This is a genomic window from Thermus oshimai DSM 12092 (assembly GCF_000373145.1).
GTDB lineage: Bacteria > Deinococcota > Deinococci > Deinococcales > Thermaceae > Thermus > Thermus oshimai.
This window is the reverse complement of the sequence record NZ_KB890603.1, coordinates 217,632-231,402: the sequence shown is the minus strand read 5'-3', so window position 1 is coordinate 231,402 and position 13,771 is coordinate 217,632. Positions and strand designations below refer to the sequence as shown.

General features: G+C 70.1%; 16 protein-coding genes. 6 read left to right on the top strand and 10 right to left on the bottom strand.

Annotated elements, in window-relative coordinates:
- Window positions 1-50: 50 nt before the first annotated feature.
- Together B043_RS0103565 and B043_RS0103560 are read right to left on the bottom strand one after the other, a co-directional pair.
- Complete coding sequence (locus tag B043_RS0103565) at window positions 51-812, bottom strand: sugar phosphate isomerase/epimerase family protein (RefSeq protein WP_016328388.1); 762 nt, start codon at window positions 810-812, stop codon at window positions 51-53.
- The gene (locus B043_RS0103560) at window positions 809-2,008 is read right to left on the bottom strand and encodes an ABC transporter substrate-binding protein (RefSeq protein ID WP_018460964.1); all 1,200 of its coding nucleotides are present in this window, start codon (window positions 2,006-2,008) and stop codon (window positions 809-811) included. The genes B043_RS0103565 and B043_RS0103560 overlap by 4 nt, the downstream gene beginning before the upstream one ends.
- Before the next feature lie 96 nt (window positions 2,009-2,104).
- Between B043_RS0103560 and B043_RS0103555 the strand changes: the two genes are divergently transcribed.
- On the top strand, window positions 2,105-4,228 hold the full coding sequence (locus tag B043_RS0103555) for an alpha-amylase family glycosyl hydrolase (protein ID WP_026234109.1): 2,124 nt from the start codon (window positions 2,105-2,107) through the stop codon (window positions 4,226-4,228).
- Here the strand turns inward: B043_RS0103555 and B043_RS0103550 are convergent.
- The 6 genes from B043_RS0103550 to B043_RS0103525 are packed head-to-tail and all read right to left on the bottom strand — an operon-like array spanning window position 4,207 to window position 9,423.
- Window positions 4,207-4,893 carry an ABC transporter ATP-binding protein gene (locus tag B043_RS0103550; RefSeq protein WP_018460962.1) on the bottom strand — a complete coding sequence of 229 codons (687 nt, stop codon included), beginning with the start codon at window positions 4,891-4,893 and terminating at the stop codon, window positions 4,207-4,209. The two genes, B043_RS0103555 and B043_RS0103550, sit on opposite strands and share 22 nt — an antisense overlap.
- Window positions 4,893-6,035 carry an ABC transporter permease gene (locus B043_RS0103545; RefSeq protein WP_018460961.1) on the bottom strand — a complete coding sequence of 381 codons (1,143 nt, stop codon included), beginning with the start codon at window positions 6,033-6,035 and terminating at the stop codon, window positions 4,893-4,895. Before B043_RS0103545 ends, B043_RS0103550 begins: the two co-directional genes overlap by 1 nt.
- A 26-nt stretch (window positions 6,036-6,061) precedes the next feature.
- A complete protein-coding gene (locus B043_RS0103540) occupies window positions 6,062-8,449 on the bottom strand; it encodes a heavy metal translocating P-type ATPase (RefSeq protein WP_155987385.1) in 2,388 nt (795 codons plus the stop codon).
- On the bottom strand, window positions 8,434-8,937 hold the full coding sequence (locus tag B043_RS0103535) for a DUF305 domain-containing protein (protein ID WP_016328382.1): 504 nt from the start codon (window positions 8,935-8,937) through the stop codon (window positions 8,434-8,436). The genes B043_RS0103540 and B043_RS0103535 overlap by 16 nt, the downstream gene beginning before the upstream one ends.
- A 10-nt stretch (window positions 8,938-8,947) precedes the next feature.
- Entirely contained in the window at window positions 8,948-9,229 is a 282-nt protein-coding gene (locus tag B043_RS0103530; RefSeq protein WP_016328381.1) for a metal-sensitive transcriptional regulator, read from the bottom strand.
- Window positions 9,226-9,423, bottom strand: coding sequence for a CopZ family metallochaperone (locus B043_RS0103525; RefSeq protein ID WP_016328380.1), 198 nt, complete (start codon window positions 9,421-9,423; stop codon window positions 9,226-9,228). The genes B043_RS0103530 and B043_RS0103525 overlap by 4 nt, the downstream gene beginning before the upstream one ends.
- 137 nt (window positions 9,424-9,560) lie before the next feature.
- Between B043_RS0103525 and B043_RS0103515 the strand changes: the two genes are divergently transcribed.
- Genes B043_RS0103515 through B043_RS0103500 form a run of 4 tightly spaced genes read left to right on the top strand, consistent with a single transcriptional unit; the run spans window position 9,561 to window position 12,074 of the window.
- Window positions 9,561-9,776, top strand: a complete 216-nt coding sequence (locus B043_RS0103515; protein WP_016328379.1) for an SHOCT domain-containing protein — start codon at window positions 9,561-9,563, stop codon at window positions 9,774-9,776.
- Window positions 9,773-10,450 (top strand): response regulator transcription factor, encoded by a 678-nt coding sequence (locus tag B043_RS0103510; protein ID WP_016328378.1) that lies wholly within the window; start codon window positions 9,773-9,775, stop codon window positions 10,448-10,450. Before B043_RS0103515 ends, B043_RS0103510 begins: the two co-directional genes overlap by 4 nt.
- Entirely contained in the window at window positions 10,434-11,555 is a 1,122-nt protein-coding gene (locus B043_RS0103505; RefSeq protein ID WP_016328377.1) for a sensor histidine kinase, read from the top strand. The genes B043_RS0103510 and B043_RS0103505 overlap by 17 nt, the downstream gene beginning before the upstream one ends.
- 9 nt (window positions 11,556-11,564) lie before the next feature.
- Window positions 11,565-12,074 carry a CueP family metal-binding protein gene (locus B043_RS0103500; RefSeq protein ID WP_016328376.1) on the top strand — a complete coding sequence of 170 codons (510 nt, stop codon included), beginning with the start codon at window positions 11,565-11,567 and terminating at the stop codon, window positions 12,072-12,074.
- Here the strand turns inward: B043_RS0103500 and B043_RS0103495 are convergent.
- The gene (locus B043_RS0103495) at window positions 12,055-12,690 is read right to left on the bottom strand and encodes a class I SAM-dependent methyltransferase (protein WP_016328375.1); all 636 of its coding nucleotides are present in this window, start codon (window positions 12,688-12,690) and stop codon (window positions 12,055-12,057) included. The genes B043_RS0103500 and B043_RS0103495 overlap by 20 nt on opposite strands.
- Window positions 12,690-13,025 (bottom strand): hypothetical protein, encoded by a 336-nt coding sequence (locus B043_RS0103490; protein WP_016328374.1) that lies wholly within the window; start codon window positions 13,023-13,025, stop codon window positions 12,690-12,692. Before B043_RS0103490 ends, B043_RS0103495 begins: the two co-directional genes overlap by 1 nt.
- A gap of 95 nt (window positions 13,026-13,120) precedes the next feature.
- On the opposite strand from B043_RS0103490, the gene B043_RS0103485 reads away from it, so the two are divergent.
- The gene (locus B043_RS0103485) at window positions 13,121-13,750 is read left to right on the top strand and encodes a hypothetical protein (RefSeq protein WP_018460959.1); all 630 of its coding nucleotides are present in this window, start codon (window positions 13,121-13,123) and stop codon (window positions 13,748-13,750) included.
- The last annotated feature ends 21 nt before the right edge of the window (window positions 13,751-13,771 follow it).

Below are 13,771 nucleotides of genomic sequence, written 5' to 3'. Positions count from 1 at the left end.
ACCCCACTCCACCACTATAAGCCCCCAGCGCCAAGGACATATGTCCCAGCTTAAGGGTGGGCCCGGAGGCGCAGGAGGCTCCGCCTCACCCCCTCCTTCCCACCCCCCACCTCGAGGGCGGCGGTGCCGGAGAAGCCCTGCAAGAAGCCCTTTAACCCCTCCCAGGGCACCCGGCCCGCCCCCACCGGGAGGTGGTCGTCCCGTGCCCCGTGGTTGTCGTGGAGGTGAAGGTGGAGGAGGCGGTTTCCGAGGGCCTCGAGGTAGCGGAAGGGCCCCGTGGGCCCAAGCTCCACCAGGGCGTGGCCCACGTCCAGGCAGAAGCCGTACTGGGGGAAGCGGTCCAGGAGGGCCTTGAGCTCCTCGGGGCCTTGGATGAGGTCCTCGGGGAAGAGGGCCAGGTTCTCCAGGGCCACGGGGAAGGGGAGGGGGAGGAGGGCGGAAAGGGTCCTCTCCAGGGCCTCCCGGGCCAGGGCCAGGGCCATGGGGTGGCGGAGGGGCACCTGGCCCGTGTGCAGGACCCCCACCTTAGCCCCCAAGGCCTCCCCAAACTCCAGGGCCCGCTTTAGGCGGTCCTCGGAAAGCTGGCGAACCGTGGGGATGAGGCTTGCGGGGTTCACCTCCACGAAGGGCAGGTGCAGGGTAAAGCCCACCCCCAAGGCCTCCCCCGTGGCCCTTAAGGCCTTGGCCTCGGGCAGGGGGAGGACCTCGTGCAGGTCGTAGGCCACCTCCAGGTCCACCCCCTCCTCCGCCGCCAGGCGGAAGGCCTCCTCGTAGCCCATCTCCGCGTTAAAGGGGCTGAAGCCTAGCCTCACCGCACGGCCTCCGCCTTGCGCTGGGCCTCCTCCAGGGCCCGCTCAGGGGCCAGACCCCCTTTTAGGGCCTTCTCCAGGGCCTCCGCCAGGAAGGAGGCCCAGGTGGAGAACTGGGGGAGGCGGGGCCTTTCTTGGGCAAAGGCGATCTGCTCAAAGGCCACCTTGCGGAAGGGGTTTTCCCGGTAGAAGCCCTCCAGGAGGGGAAGGGCGCTCTTCCTCACGGGAACATAGTAGCTGGCCTGGACCCAGCGCACCACGTTCTCCGGCTCCATGAGGTGGCGCCAGAAGGCGATGGCCCCCTGGACCTGGGCCTCCGTGGCCCCCCTTAGGACCACCAGCTGGGCCCCGCCCAGGGGCACCTTCCCCCCGGGCTCCCGGGGCACGGGGGCCACCCCCAGGGTGAAGGCGAAGGAGTAGTTCTCCGCCGCCGGCCAGTTGGCGATGGAGGCCATGACCATCATCCCCTTGGTGCGCACGAAGTCCAGCTGGGCGAAGGTGGACTCGGCCATGCTCCGGGCGGAGAGGGCCCCCCTGTCCTGGAGGCGCTTCAGCATCCTTAGGGCCTCGAGGGCCTCCGGGGCGGTGAAGTTAGGGCGGCCGTCCTTCACCAGGCTCCCCCCCCGGCTGGTCACCATGGCCTCAAAAAGCCAGGCCTGGGGGTCGGTGACGAAGATGAAGCCCCGGGCGTTTCTGCTGGTGAGGGCCAGGGCCACCCGCTCAAACTCCTTCCAGTCCTTAGGGGGCTTCAGCCCCTTGGCCCGGAAGGCGTCCAGGTTGTAGAAGAGGACCGGGGTGGAGGTGTTGAAGGGAAGGCCATACCGCCGGCCCTCCACCACCCCGTAGGCCCAGGCGGGCTCAAAAAGGTCCTCCAGGAAGGCCCGCTCCAGGTTCAGGTAGGGGTCCAGGGCCAAGGCCCGCCCCTCCCCCACCAGCCTGGGGAAGAAGGAGAGCTCCGCCTGGAAGAGGACCGGCGCCCCCCCCGTGCGCAGGGCAGCCACCAGCCGGGTCTCCGCCTCCCGGTAGTCCCCCACGTACTGGGGCAGGACCCGGTAGCGGCTTTGCGCGGCGTTGAACTCCCGGGCAAAGGCCTGGATCTCCCGGCCCGCGGGGCCATCCATGGCGTGCCAGAAGGGGATGTCCACCTGGGCTAAGGCCGGCACAAGGCTAAGGAGAAGGGCGATCCACCGCTTGGGCATGGCCCCATGCTACCAGCTCTTTCTGGAAAAAGGGCTGACCGAGGCTTGACACAAAAGGGTAGGGGGATAGGATGGAAGAGGTTCCACGGAGGGGATATGCGCGCGCTTCTCATGCTCCTCGGCCTCTTAACCGGCCTGGCCCTGGCCATCCCGGTGGAGTTCCGCTACGAGCCGCCGGAGGGCCTCAAGGTCCAGAGCGTCAGCCTCAGGGGCAGCTTCAACGGCTGGGGGGAGACCCCCATGGCCCCCGTGGAGGGCGGCTTCGCCGTGACCCTGGACCTACGCCCTGGGGAGTACACCTACAAGTTCTTCATCAACGGCACCTGGCCCAAGGACATGTGCTACGACCCCACCTTCGGCCGCCCCCCGGAGTACAAGGTGGACCCCCGGGCCCAGGATTGCGTGGACGACGGCTTCGGGGGACGGAACGCCCTCATTCTGGTGGGCGCACCCCCCAAGGAAGAGGGGGAAGCCGCCCCTCTGGACTTCGCCCACGAGCCGGAGAACCCCGCCCACGTGTCCTTCACCGACGGGGGGGTGGTGGTCCGCTTCCAGGCGGGGGAGAGGAGCGTGCGCAAGGCCACCCTCCTTTGGGGGGAAGGGGAGGTTCCCATGCACCTCCAGCTCCGCTACCCCGGGGCGGAGGTCTGGCGGGCCAAGGCGGAAGGGGCCCCCAGGGCCTACCGGATCCGCGTGGAAACGGCGGAAGGGGTGGAGGTCTTCGGCCCCTTCACCCCGCCCGAGGCCCTCTTCCAGGAAGTGGCGTGGGTGGGGGAAGGGGTGGGGTACCAGGTCTTCCCCGACCGGTTCCATAACGGGGACCCAAAGAACGACGCCCTGGCCCTCCTTTCGGACGAGTACCGCTTCAACCGCCTCTGGTCGGGCCCAGCCCCCCTTGTGTCCTCCTGGACGGACCCGCCCCACGTTCACCACTGCTGCCACCAGTACTACGGGGGCGACCTCCAAGGCCTTCTGGAAAAGCTCCCCCACCTGAAGGCCCTCGGGGTTACCCTCCTTTACCTGAACCCCATCTTCCTCTCGGGCTCCGCCCACGGGTACGACACCCACGACTACCTGGAGGTGGCCCCCAGGCTCGGGGACAAGGCCCTTTTGAAGCGGGTGCTGGAGGAGGCCCACCGCCAGGGGATCCGGGTGCTCTTTGACTTCGTGCCCAACCACACCGGCCTGGGCTTCTGGGCCTTCCAGGACGTGGTGCGAAGGGGTCCAGCCTCCCCCTACTGGAACTGGTACTTCATCCGCACCTGGCCCTTTACCCCCGGCGACCCCAAGGCCTACGAGGGCTGGTGGGGCTTGGGAAGCCTCCCCAAGCTGAACACCGGAAACCCCGGGGTACGGCGCTACCTCCTGGAGGTGGCCAAGTACTGGGTGCGCTTTGGGTTTGACGGGGTGCGGGTGGACGTGCCCGGGGACCTCATCGACGCCCACGGCTTCTTCAAGGAGTTTAGAAAAGAGCTCAAGGCCATCCGCCCGGACGCCTACCTGGTGGGGGAGATCTGGCAGAAGGACCCCTCCTGGCTCCAGGGGGACGAGTTTGACAGCCTGATGAACTACGCCCTGGGGCGGGACATCCTCCTGCGCTACGCCCGCGGGAACGCCCTCTACCCCGCCGGCCGGGCCGCGGCCGACCTGGCCCGCTTCTTTGCCGACTACCCCGAGGCGGTGGCCGGCATGGGCTTCAACCTGGTGGGCTCCCACGATACGGAGCGCATCCTCACCGCCTTGGGAGGCGGGGGGCTTAGGGACACCCCAGGCCCGGAGGCCCGGGCCCGCCAGCGCCTCCTCGCCGCCCTCCTCTACGCCCTCCCCGGGGTGCCCGTGACCTTCCAGGGGGACGAGTGCGGCTTCACCGGGGAGAAGCCCTCCGAACCCCCCTACGACCTCCACCGCTACCCCCTGCAGTGGGACCGGTGCCACGGGGAAACCCTGGTCTTTTACCAGGCCCTGGGGCGGCTCAGGGCGGAGCTTCCCGCCCTGCGCTCCTCCCTTTACCGGAGCTATGTGGGGGAGGGCTTCCTCCTGGCCTTCCTCCGGGGGGAGCCGGGGGCGGAGGAGGTGCTGGCCGCCTTCAACAGCGGGAAGGAAGGGGCCGTCCTGCCCTTGCCTCCGGGGCGCTGGCGCGACCCCCTGGAGGGCCGGGCCTACCGGGGGGAGGTGGAGGTGGAGCCCCTGGGCTTCCGCTACTTGGTGCGGCTCCCCTGAGCCTCCTCCACCTTTAGAAGCCGCCCGCCCTTTAGGTAGAGCCGCCTCTCCGCGCGGGCGGCGAGCTCGAGGTCATGGGTGACGAGGACCAGGGTCCGATCCCGGCCCGCCTGGAAGAGGAGGCGGGCCACCTCCTCCCGGGACTCCGCGTCCAGGTTGCCCGTGGGCTCGTCGGCGAAGAGGACCTCGGGTTCCAGGGCCAGGGCCCGGGCCAGGGCCACCCGCTGCTGCTCCCCCCCGGAGAGCCTCGAGGGGGGATGGTCCGCCCGCCCCAAGAGGCCCACCGCCTCCAAAAGCTCCAGGGCCCTGGCCCGCCGCTTCGCGAGGGGCCAGCCCGCAAGGAGGAGGGGAAAGGCCACGTTCTCCCAGGCGGTGAGGGTGGGGATGAGGTTCCACTGCTGGAAGACGAAGCCCATGTGCCGGAGGCGGAGCAGGGCCCGCTCGTCCTCGGAAAGGCGGTGGAGGGCGGTCTCCCCCAGGTACACCCCGCCCTCCGTGGGCAGGTCAAGCCCCGCGAGGAGGTTTAAGAGGGTGGTCTTCCCCGAGCCCGAGGGCCCCACGATGGCCGTGGCCCCGGCAGGGAAGGCGTAGGTGAAGCCCTGGAGGGCCACCACCTCCTTCTCCCCTTGCCGGTAACGCTTGGTGAGGCCTTCCGCGCGGAGCATCAGGCCCTCCCCAAGGCCTCCACCACGGGGAGGCGGCTGGCCATCTGGGCGGGCAGGAGGCCCGAGAGGAGCCCCAAGGCGAGGGCCACCCCCAGGCTGAAGAGGGCAAGCCTAGGGGTCACGGCGGAGAGGGCCAGGCCCACCTCCCCTTGGGTGTAGAGGTTGATGGCGGAGGACCCCACCGCGCCGAGGAGAAGCCCCCCAACCCCCCCGAGGAGGGCGAGGAGGAGGGCCTCCAGGAGCACCAGGCGGAAGATGAAGGCCCGCCTAGCCCCCAGGGCGCGCATAACCCCGAACTCGCGGATCCTTTCGTAGACGGACATCATCACCGTGTTGGCCACCAGAAGCCCCCCCACGAAAAGGGCCACCAGGCTGATGCCGAAGCGCACCAGGTCGCTGATCCTTAGGGCCCGTTCCGCAAAGCGGAGGACCTCCCCTTGGGTCTCCACCTTCAGGCCCTCCACCCTTGCCTCCAGGGCCCGGGCCACCCCTTCCGCCTCCAGCCCCGGGGGGAGGAGGACGAAGAGGGCGCTATAGTTCTCCGTGCCCAGGACCTTCTGCAGGGGCCCTAGGGGGGTGAAGATGAGGTTGTCCGCAAGCCCCCCCGTGGGGGCCAAAACCCCCTCCACCTTAAGCCGGACCTCGGGGGAAAGGCGCAAGGAGGCCCCCAGGGAAAGACCCTGGCGCTCGGCCACCTTGGCCCCGAGGACCGCCCCCCTGGGGGAAGGGACGAGGCTTCCCTGCGCCGCCTCCAGGCCCGGGTACAGGGCCTCCGGGCTCACCCCTTCGGGGAGGCCCTGGAAGAGAAAGCTGGTGCCCGGATCAAACCCCCCCCGCACCAGGAAGACGCTGGGGATGACCCCGGTAGCCCCAAGGGCCCGGGCCGCCTCCTCCAGGGCCCGGGCCTGCTCCGGGGTAATCCCGGGGTAGCCCCCGAAGGCGAAGCCCTCCACCCCCTCGGGGAGGACCTGGAGGGCGGGGCCCACCCGGGAAAGCTCCTGGAAAAGGGCCCGCCTTAGGCCCTCCCCAAAGGAGAGGAAGAGGACCATGCTGGCGGTGGCCACCAGGACCCCGAGGAGGGTGAGGAGGCTCCGCACGGGGCGGGCGAGGAGGTTTTTCAGGGCCAGGTGGAGAAGGTCCACGGGGAAAGCCTACCCCAAACGGCGCCCTAGACTGTGCCCTGGGCCAAGGGGGGGCGGAAGCCCCTAAGGCGCAGGGAGTTGGTGAGGACGAAGAGGCTGGAGAGGCTCATGGCCGCGGCGGCCAGCATGGGGTTCAGGAGGAGGCCGAAGAAGGGGTAGAGGGCCCCCGCGGCCACGGGGATGAGGAGGACGTTGTAGGCGTAGGCCCAGAAGAAGTTCAGGTAGACCGTGCGCAGGGTCTTACGGGCCAGGAGGATGGCCGCGGGGAGGCCCCTCAGGTCCCGCAATAGGACCACGTCCCCGGCCTCGAGGGCGATGTCCGTGCCGCTCGCCAGGGCCACCCCCACGTCCGCCTGGGCCAGGGCGGCCGCGTCGTTGATCCCGTCCCCCACGAAGACCACCTTCCGCCCCTCCCCTTGGAGAAGGCGGATGGCCTCCAGCTTCCCCTCCGGGCGCACCCCGGCCAGGACCTCCCCGATCCCCAAGGCCTCCGCCACCTTCCGGGCGGGGGCGGGGTGGTCCCCGGTGAGGAGGACCACCCTTAGGCCCAGGGCCTTCAGAGCCGCCACCGCCTCCTTGGCCTCGGGCTTAGGGGGATCGGAGACGGCAAAGGCCGCAAGGAGCCTCCCCTCCTCCGCCAGATAAAGCGGCGTGAAGCCCCCCTCCGGCAGGGCCCGGGCCTCCTGGGGGAGGGCCACCGAAAGCCGTTCCATCAGGGCTGGCCCCCCCACGAAGAGCCTCCGCCCCTCCACCACCCCCTCCACCCCCTCCCCGGGCAGGGCCCTGACCCCTTCCGCCTGGGGGAGGGAAAGCCCTTGGGCGGCCTCCAGGAGGGCCCGGGCCAAGGGGTGCTCGCTTCCCCGCTCCAGGGCGGCGGCCAGGCGGAGGGCCTCTTCCCTTTCCAGGCCGAAGGGCAGGACCTCGGCCAGGACGGGCCGGCCCAGGGTGAGGGTCCCGGTCTTGTCCAGAAGGGCGGTGTCCGCCCGGGCCAGGGCCTCGAGGGCCGTCCCCTTCCGGAAGAGCACCCCGAGCTGGGCGGCCCGCCCCGTGGCCACCGCGACCGCCGCGGGGGTGGCCAGGCCCATGGCGCAGGGGCAGGCGATGAGGAGGACGGAAAGGGTGGCCACAAAGGCGTGGGAAAGCCCGGGGCCAAGGAGGAGCCAGCCCAAAAAGGTGAGGAGGGCCACCCCGAGGACGATGGGCACGAACACCGCGGCGATGCGGTCCGCCACCTCCTGCACCTGGGGCTTGTGCCCCTGGGCCTCCTCCACCATGCGGGCCATCTGGGCGAGGAAGGTGGCCTCCCCCACCCGGACCACCCGCACCAGGAGGGCCCCTTCCCCGTTCACCGCACCCCCCACCACCTCGTCCCCCGGCCCCTTGGCCTTGGGGATGGGCTCCCCGGTGAGCATGGACTCGTCCACGTGGCTAAAGCCCTCCACCACCACCCCGTCCGCGGGGATCCTTTCCCCGGGAAGGACCCGGACCAGGTCCCCGGGGATGAGGGCCTCCGCGGGGAGCTCCTTCTCCTCCCCGTCCTGGAGGAGGCGGGCCCGCTTGGGGGTGAGGGCGAGGAGCCTGCGGATGGCCTCCGAGGCCCGGCCCTTGGCCCCCTCCTCCAGGTGCTTGCCCAGGAGGATGAGGGCCAGGATCACCGCCCCCGCCTCAAAGTAGAGGTGGCGGGCCGCCTCGGGGAAAAGACGAGGGGCGAGGAGGACCAGGAAGGAGTAGAGGTAGGCGCTCCCCGCCCCCAGGGCCACCAGGGTGCTCATGCCCAAGGCGCGGTGGCGCACCTCGGAGAGGGCCTGGCGGAAGAAGCGCCGCCCGGCGTAGAGAGGGGGGAGGGCCAGGAGGGCCTGGAGCCAGGGGGGGGCGTGGGGCAGGGGAAGGGCCATGGGCCCCATGGCGAGGAGGAGGAGAAGGAAGGCGAAGGGCAGGGCCAGGAGGAGGTCCTGGCGGTAGGTGGGGGCCTCCTTCCGGGAGGCCTCCTCCGTTTCCAAAGGCTCGTAGCCCGCCTCCCGGATGGCCTGGCGGATGCGGGCGAGGCTTAGGGTCTCCGGGAGGTACTCCACGAAGGCCTTCTCCGTGGCCAGGTTCACCTGGGCGGAAAGCACCCCCGGCAGGGCGCGGAGGGCCCGCTCCACCCGGGCCACGCAGGCGGCGCAGGTCATGCCCTTCACGGGGATCTCGGCCCGGGCGGTCACGGGGGTGTAGCCCGCCTCCTCCACCCGCTTCAGGACCTCCTTCAGGTCCACCCCCTCCGCAAGGCGCAAGAAGGCCTCCTCCGTGGTGAGGTTCACCCGGGCCTCCGCCACCCCCTCCGCAGCCCGAAGGGCCCGCTCCACCCGCGCCACGCAGGCGGCGCAGGTCATGCCCTTGACCCCCAGGCGGACTTCCTTCAGCGAAGAAGCCATAGGCGGAACCGGTGGATCTCCTCCGTCTGGGCCAGGGCGATGGCCTTGGCCAGGTTCAGGACCTCCGTATCCCGTCCGGAAAGGAGGACCTCGAGGGCCATCTCCACCGCCCCCTTGTGGTGGAGGAGCATGAGCTCCACAAAGGCCCGCTCCCGGTCCTGGGCCGCGCGGAGCCGGGCCAGCAGGTCCACCATCTCCCCCCGCATGGCCTGGTAGGCCCCCCCGTCCAGGCCCCCGAAGCGGGGGAGGAGGGCGCGCATGGCGCGGATCTCCCCCTCCTGTTCCTTAAGGATGGACTCCGCCCAGGCCTTCACCTCGGGGTCCTTCAGGGCGGGTAGGGCCAGCCTGGCCATCTCCAAGGCCCCCTCGTGGTGGGCGATCATGCCCGAGAGGAAGGCCCTTTCCGGGCTGGATTGGGAAGGGCTTCCGTGTTGGTGCTGGGCCAGGGCCAGGCCCAGGGCCAGGATGAACGCCAGAATACGCGCCATTTCCACCTCCTTAGCGGTACTTGAGGGCCTCCATGAGCTCCTCCACGATCTCCTCCACATCCCCCCGCGCCTGGGCGGTGGCCACGTGGTCCCTTAGGTGGGCCCTTAAGACCATCTCCCCCACCCGGTCTAAGGCCCCCTGGACGGCCTTCAGCTGCTTCAGGACATCCACGCAGTACACCCCTTCGTCCTCCAGCATGCGAAGGATGCCCTCCAGGTGGCCCTTGGCGGAAAGGAGCCTCTTTCTCGCCTCCTCCCGCACCTTGGGGTCTAGGTGAAGGTGGCCCCTCATGCCACCTGGGCCCGGTACCCCTCAGCCTCCACCGCCTGGACCAGGGCCTTGGGATCGGCCTGGCCCTCCACCAGGGCCTCGCCCTTTTCTAAGGACACCTCGGCCCTCTCCACGCCGGGGACCTTCATGAGGGCCTTCTTCACCGCCATCACGCAGTGGTTGCAGGTCATGCCTTCCACCTTCAGCCGGAGCATGGGTTCACCTCCGACCCCACCCCCCCTGGGGTGGGGTACGGGGCCATCCTACCCCTGGGGCTTCCCCAGGTCAAGGCCGGAGGCTACCTTTACCGAAGCTTTACCCTCGGGGTCTAGAGTAAAAGGGGAGGTGGACCATGATGGGCTACTGGTACGGCCCCTGCGGCTTTGGCGGCTGGGGGATCCTGTGGGGCTTTCTTTGGATCGCCCTTGTGGCCCTGGGCTTTTACCTCCTCTTCCGGGCCCTCAGCCCCAAGGAGGAGGACCGGGCCCTTAAGCTTCTTAGGGAGCGCTACGCCAAGGGGGAGATTGACCGGGAAACCTTTGAACGGATGAAGCGGGACCTCTCGTGAAGGTGCTCCTGGTGGACGACGATCCGGCCATCCTCGAGGTCCTGGAGGGCTACCTTAAGGGGGCGGGCTTCCAGGTCCTGAAGGCCGAGGACGGGGCGGAGGCCCTGGCCCTCTTCCCCCAGGCGGACCTGGTGGTCCTGGACCTCATGCTGCCCAAGGTGGACGGCTTCCAGGTGGCCCAGGCCATCCGCCAGGCCCGGCCCGAACTCCCCCTCCTCCTCCTCACCGCCCGGGGGGAGGAGGAGGACCGGGTGCGGGGGCTGGAGCTGGGGGCGGACGACTACGTGGTGAAGCCCTTCAGCCCCCGGGAGGTGGTGGCCCGGGTGAAGGCCCTCCTGCGCCGGGCTGGGCTTAAGGAGGAGCTCCGCTACGGCCCCTTGCGCCTTTTGCCCAAGAAGCGGGAGGCCTACCTGGGGGAGGAGCCCCTCCCCCTAAGCCGCCTGGAGTTCGACCTCCTCCTCACCTTAGCCCAGCACCCGGGGGTGGTCTTCAGCCGGGAGAGGCTTCTGGAAAAGGTCTGGGGGCCGGACTTCCCGGGGGTGGACCGGGTGGTGGACGTGCACATCGCCGCCTTAAGGAGAAAACTGGGGGACGACGCGGAAAACCCCCGCTTCATAGAAACGGTGCGGGGGGTGGGCTACCGCTTCCGGGAGGGGGATGCGCCTTTTTCTTAAGCTCTGCCTGAGCCACTTTTTGGTGGCGCTCCTCGCGCTATTCCTCCTCTTCCTCCTGGCCGAGGCCCTGGCCCCCAGCTTCTACCGGGGGCACGTGGCCCGCATGGCCCACGCCCTGGCCATGATGGGGGGCGGGGCCATGGCCGAGGCCCTAAGGGCGGACCTCGAGGCCGGCCTCCGCGCCACCCTGACCTCCGCCCTTCTCGCCGCCCTGCCCCTTTCCGCCTTAGGGGCGGCCCTGGTGGCCCTGGTGCCGAGCCTCCGCTTAGCCCGCACCGCCCGGCTTCTCGCCCAGGGGAGCCGGGCCATGGCCGAGGGGAACTACGGGCTCCGCCTCCCCCCTTTGGAAGGGGATGAGCTGGGGGAGCTGGCCCTCCACTTCAACCGCCTGGCCGAGGCCCTGGACAAGGTGGAGAAAACCCGGGCGGAGCTCATCGGCACCGTGGCCCACGAGCTCAGGACCCCCCTCTCCGCCCTCCAGGGGTACGCGGAGGGGCTTTCGGACGGGGTGCTAACCCCGGAACGGGCCGCGGAGGGGATCCTAAGGGAGGTGCGGGCCCTGAAGCGCCTGGTGGAGGACCTGGCCCTGGTCTCCCGGGTGGAGGCGCAGCGGGTGGAGATCCGCCTCGAGGCCCTTTCCCCCAAGGCCCTCCTGGAGGAGGCCTACCAACGCTTCCTGCCCGCGTTTCAGAGCAAGGGGGTGGCCCTGGGGCTGGCCCCCATCCCTCCCCTTCCTCCCGTCCTGGCGGACCGGGAAAGGGCCCTCCAGGTCCTGGCCAACCTCCTCCACAACGCCCTCCGCTTCACCCCGGAAGGGGGCCGGGCCACCCTGGGGGCCTATCCCTTGGAAGGGCAGGTGGCCTTCTTCGTAGAGGACACGGGGGTGGGCATCCCCGAGGAGCACCTGCCCCACATCTTCAAGCGCTTCTACCGGGTGGACCGGGCCAGGAGCCGGAAGGACGGAGGCACGGGGGTGGGCCTCACCGTGGCCAAGGGGTTGGTGGAGGCCATGGGGGGGCGGGTCTGGGCGGAAAGCCAGGTGGGGGTGGGAAGCCGCTTCACCTTCACCCTGCCCCTTTATCGGGGCTTTACAGAAGGCGGGTAGCCTGGGGGCATGAAAAGGCACCTGTGGTGGATCTTCCTTCTCGGAGCGGCGCTTGGGCAGACGGCGAAGGACCTCCAGGGCCTCGGGCCCGAGGAGGCCATGGCGCTGGCAAAGCGCTGGCGCCAGGCGGGGGTCCAGGCGGTGAGCTACCTGACCCAGGAGGCGGTGGTCTTTGAGGTGGGGGGGAGCAGGGTGGCCATCCCCCTGCCCAAGGACCGGATGGCCCTGGCCATCGCCCCCTACCGCACCTTCACCCACCCCTGCACCATCCACTACTTCTCCAGCTGCCGGGGGGAACTGGTGGGGGAGCGCTTCCGGGTACGGGTGTACCGGGAAGGGAAGCTCCTTCTGGACAAGGAGGTGGAGGCGGGGCCGGACGGGTTCTTTGAGCTCTGGCTTCCCCGCAACGGCCGGTTCACCGTGGAAATCCAGCAGGGCACCTGGGTGGCCCAGGGCTCGGTGGCCACCTTCAAGGACAGCCCCACCTGCCTCACGGGGTTTAGGCTGGCCGCCCGCTAGGGGCCTTGAAGGCCAGCCCCGCCACGTGGGGCGCCACCACGGGCAGGGGAAGGGCGAAGGCCTCCGCCTCCACCCGGGGAAAGCGGGCGCGGATGAGGGCCAGGGTCTCCCGGTTGGGGTGGCACCCGTCCCCAAAGAGGGCGAAGAGGGGGGTGGCCGCCTCCTGGAGGAGGCGGTAGGGCCCCCCAGGGGCGGCCACGTGCTCCAGGAACAGGAAGGCCCCGCCGGGGCGGAGCACCCGGTGGACCTCCGCCACCGCCTTAAGGGGGTCCTCCACGGAGCAGAGGACCAGGGTCCCCACCACCAGGTCCACATGCTCGGCGGGCAGGGGGATGGCCTCGGCCCGGCCCAAGAGGAGGGTGAGGCCAAGGCCCAACGCCTCGGCCCTCCGCCGGAGGGCTTGGTGGAAAAAGGGGTTGGGCTCGAGGGCCAGGTACTCCACCCCGGGGGGCAGGTGGGCCAGGTTGGGGCCCGGCCCAGGGCCGATCTCCAAGACCCGCCTGGGCCCAAGGGCCAAGGCGCGCCGGAAAAGCGCCCGCTTCCGCTCCTCCACCAAGGCCTCGTGCCGGGCGGAGAGACCGGGGTACACCCAGGCGAAAAGCCGCTTCCTCAGCATCAAAGCCCCCAGTAGACCGCGGTGTCCAAAAGCCCCGCCCCCGCCAGGCGGGTGGCCCACCCCCAGAAGGAGGGTGTCTGGCCCAGGAGGAAGGCCGGAAGCCCGGGGAAAAGGCGCCCTCCGTCCCCCAAGGCCCCGGCCCCGGTGGTCGCCTGGCAAGGCGCGAAGGCGGCCAAAACCCCAAGGAGGAAAGCGGAGACCGCCGGCAGGTCCAGGGCGTCCAGGGGTGGGGCCAAGGCGCCCATCCCCCGGTAAAGCCCCTGGGAACCCTCTCCCCCCAAGGCCAAAACCGCCCCCAGCCCCAAAACGCCAAGGAGAAGGGCCGCCCCGCGCACGGGCTCAGGATAGGCGCCCCAGGTTAAGCCCGGGTAAAACCGGCCCTTTATCGGCGCTTAACAGTACGGGGTTAGGGTAAGGGTGGAGGTGGGAAATGAAAGGCCACCAAGCGGTTTTGGGGATCTTGGGCCTGCTCCTTTTGGGCCTGGCCCTTACCCAGGGCATGATGGGCGGGTTTGGGCCGGGCTACGGCGCCCTGGGCCCTGGGATGATGGGCATGGGCCACGGCATGATGGCGGTCTACCCGCCCCAGGCCAGGCCCATCCCCGAGGAGGTGGCCCGGGCCCGGATGGAGGCCTACGCCCAACGGGTGGCGCCCGGGGCGCGCCTTCAGGACTTCATGGCCTTCAGCCAAACCTACTACGCCCAGGTGGTGGACGCAGGGGGGCAGGGGCTTTTTGAGCTCATCGTGGACCGGTACACCGGGGCGGTGGCCCCCGAACCCGGGCCCAGCAGGATGTGGAACACCCGCTACGGGATGATGGCCGCCCCCCTCCAGGCCCCGCCCCGCTACGGCCTTTCCGAGGCCAAGCGCCTGGCCGAAGCCTTCCTCAAGGGCTTCCTCCCCGGGGCCCGGGTCATAGAGGAGGGCGCCTTCCCCGGGTACTACACCTTTGACTTCGGCCGAAAAGAGGTAGAGGGGATGCTTTCCGTGAACGCCTACACCGGGGAGGTCTGGGTCCACACCTGGCACGGCCCCTTCCTCGGCGGGCACGAGGAGTAGCCTATAGGGGTAGGAGGTATC

Excerpts from the sequence above, each read along its gene's own strand:
- B043_RS0103550 (WP_018460962.1), bottom strand. The coding sequence starts at position 4,893 with ATGCTCCGCGCGGAAGGCCTCACCAAGCGTTACCGGCAAGGGGAGAAG.
- B043_RS0103495 (WP_016328375.1), bottom strand. The coding sequence starts at position 12,690 with ATGCTGAGGAAGCGGCTTTTCGCCTGGGTGTACCCCGGTCTCTCCGCC.
- B043_RS0103500 (WP_016328376.1), top strand. The coding sequence starts at position 11,565 with ATGAAAAGGCACCTGTGGTGGATCTTCCTTCTCGGAGCGGCGCTTGGG.
- B043_RS0103555 (WP_026234109.1), top strand. The coding sequence starts at position 2,105 with ATGCGCGCGCTTCTCATGCTCCTCGGCCTCTTAACCGGCCTGGCCCTG.
- B043_RS0103530 (WP_016328381.1), bottom strand. The coding sequence starts at position 9,229 with ATGAGGGGCCACCTTCACCTAGACCCCAAGGTGCGGGAGGAGGCGAGA.
- B043_RS0103505 (WP_016328377.1), top strand. The coding sequence starts at position 10,434 with ATGCGCCTTTTTCTTAAGCTCTGCCTGAGCCACTTTTTGGTGGCGCTC.
- B043_RS0103515 (WP_016328379.1), top strand. The coding sequence starts at position 9,561 with ATGATGGGCTACTGGTACGGCCCCTGCGGCTTTGGCGGCTGGGGGATC.
- B043_RS0103525 (WP_016328380.1), bottom strand. The coding sequence starts at position 9,423 with ATGCTCCGGCTGAAGGTGGAAGGCATGACCTGCAACCACTGCGTGATG.
- B043_RS0103540 (WP_155987385.1), bottom strand. The coding sequence starts at position 8,449 with ATGGCTTCTTCGCTGAAGGAAGTCCGCCTGGGGGTCAAGGGCATGACC.
- B043_RS0103485 (WP_018460959.1), top strand. The coding sequence starts at position 13,121 with ATGAAAGGCCACCAAGCGGTTTTGGGGATCTTGGGCCTGCTCCTTTTG.
- B043_RS0103535 (WP_016328382.1), bottom strand. The coding sequence starts at position 8,937 with ATGGCGCGTATTCTGGCGTTCATCCTGGCCCTGGGCCTGGCCCTGGCC.
- B043_RS0103560 (WP_018460964.1), bottom strand. The coding sequence starts at position 2,008 with ATGCCCAAGCGGTGGATCGCCCTTCTCCTTAGCCTTGTGCCGGCCTTA.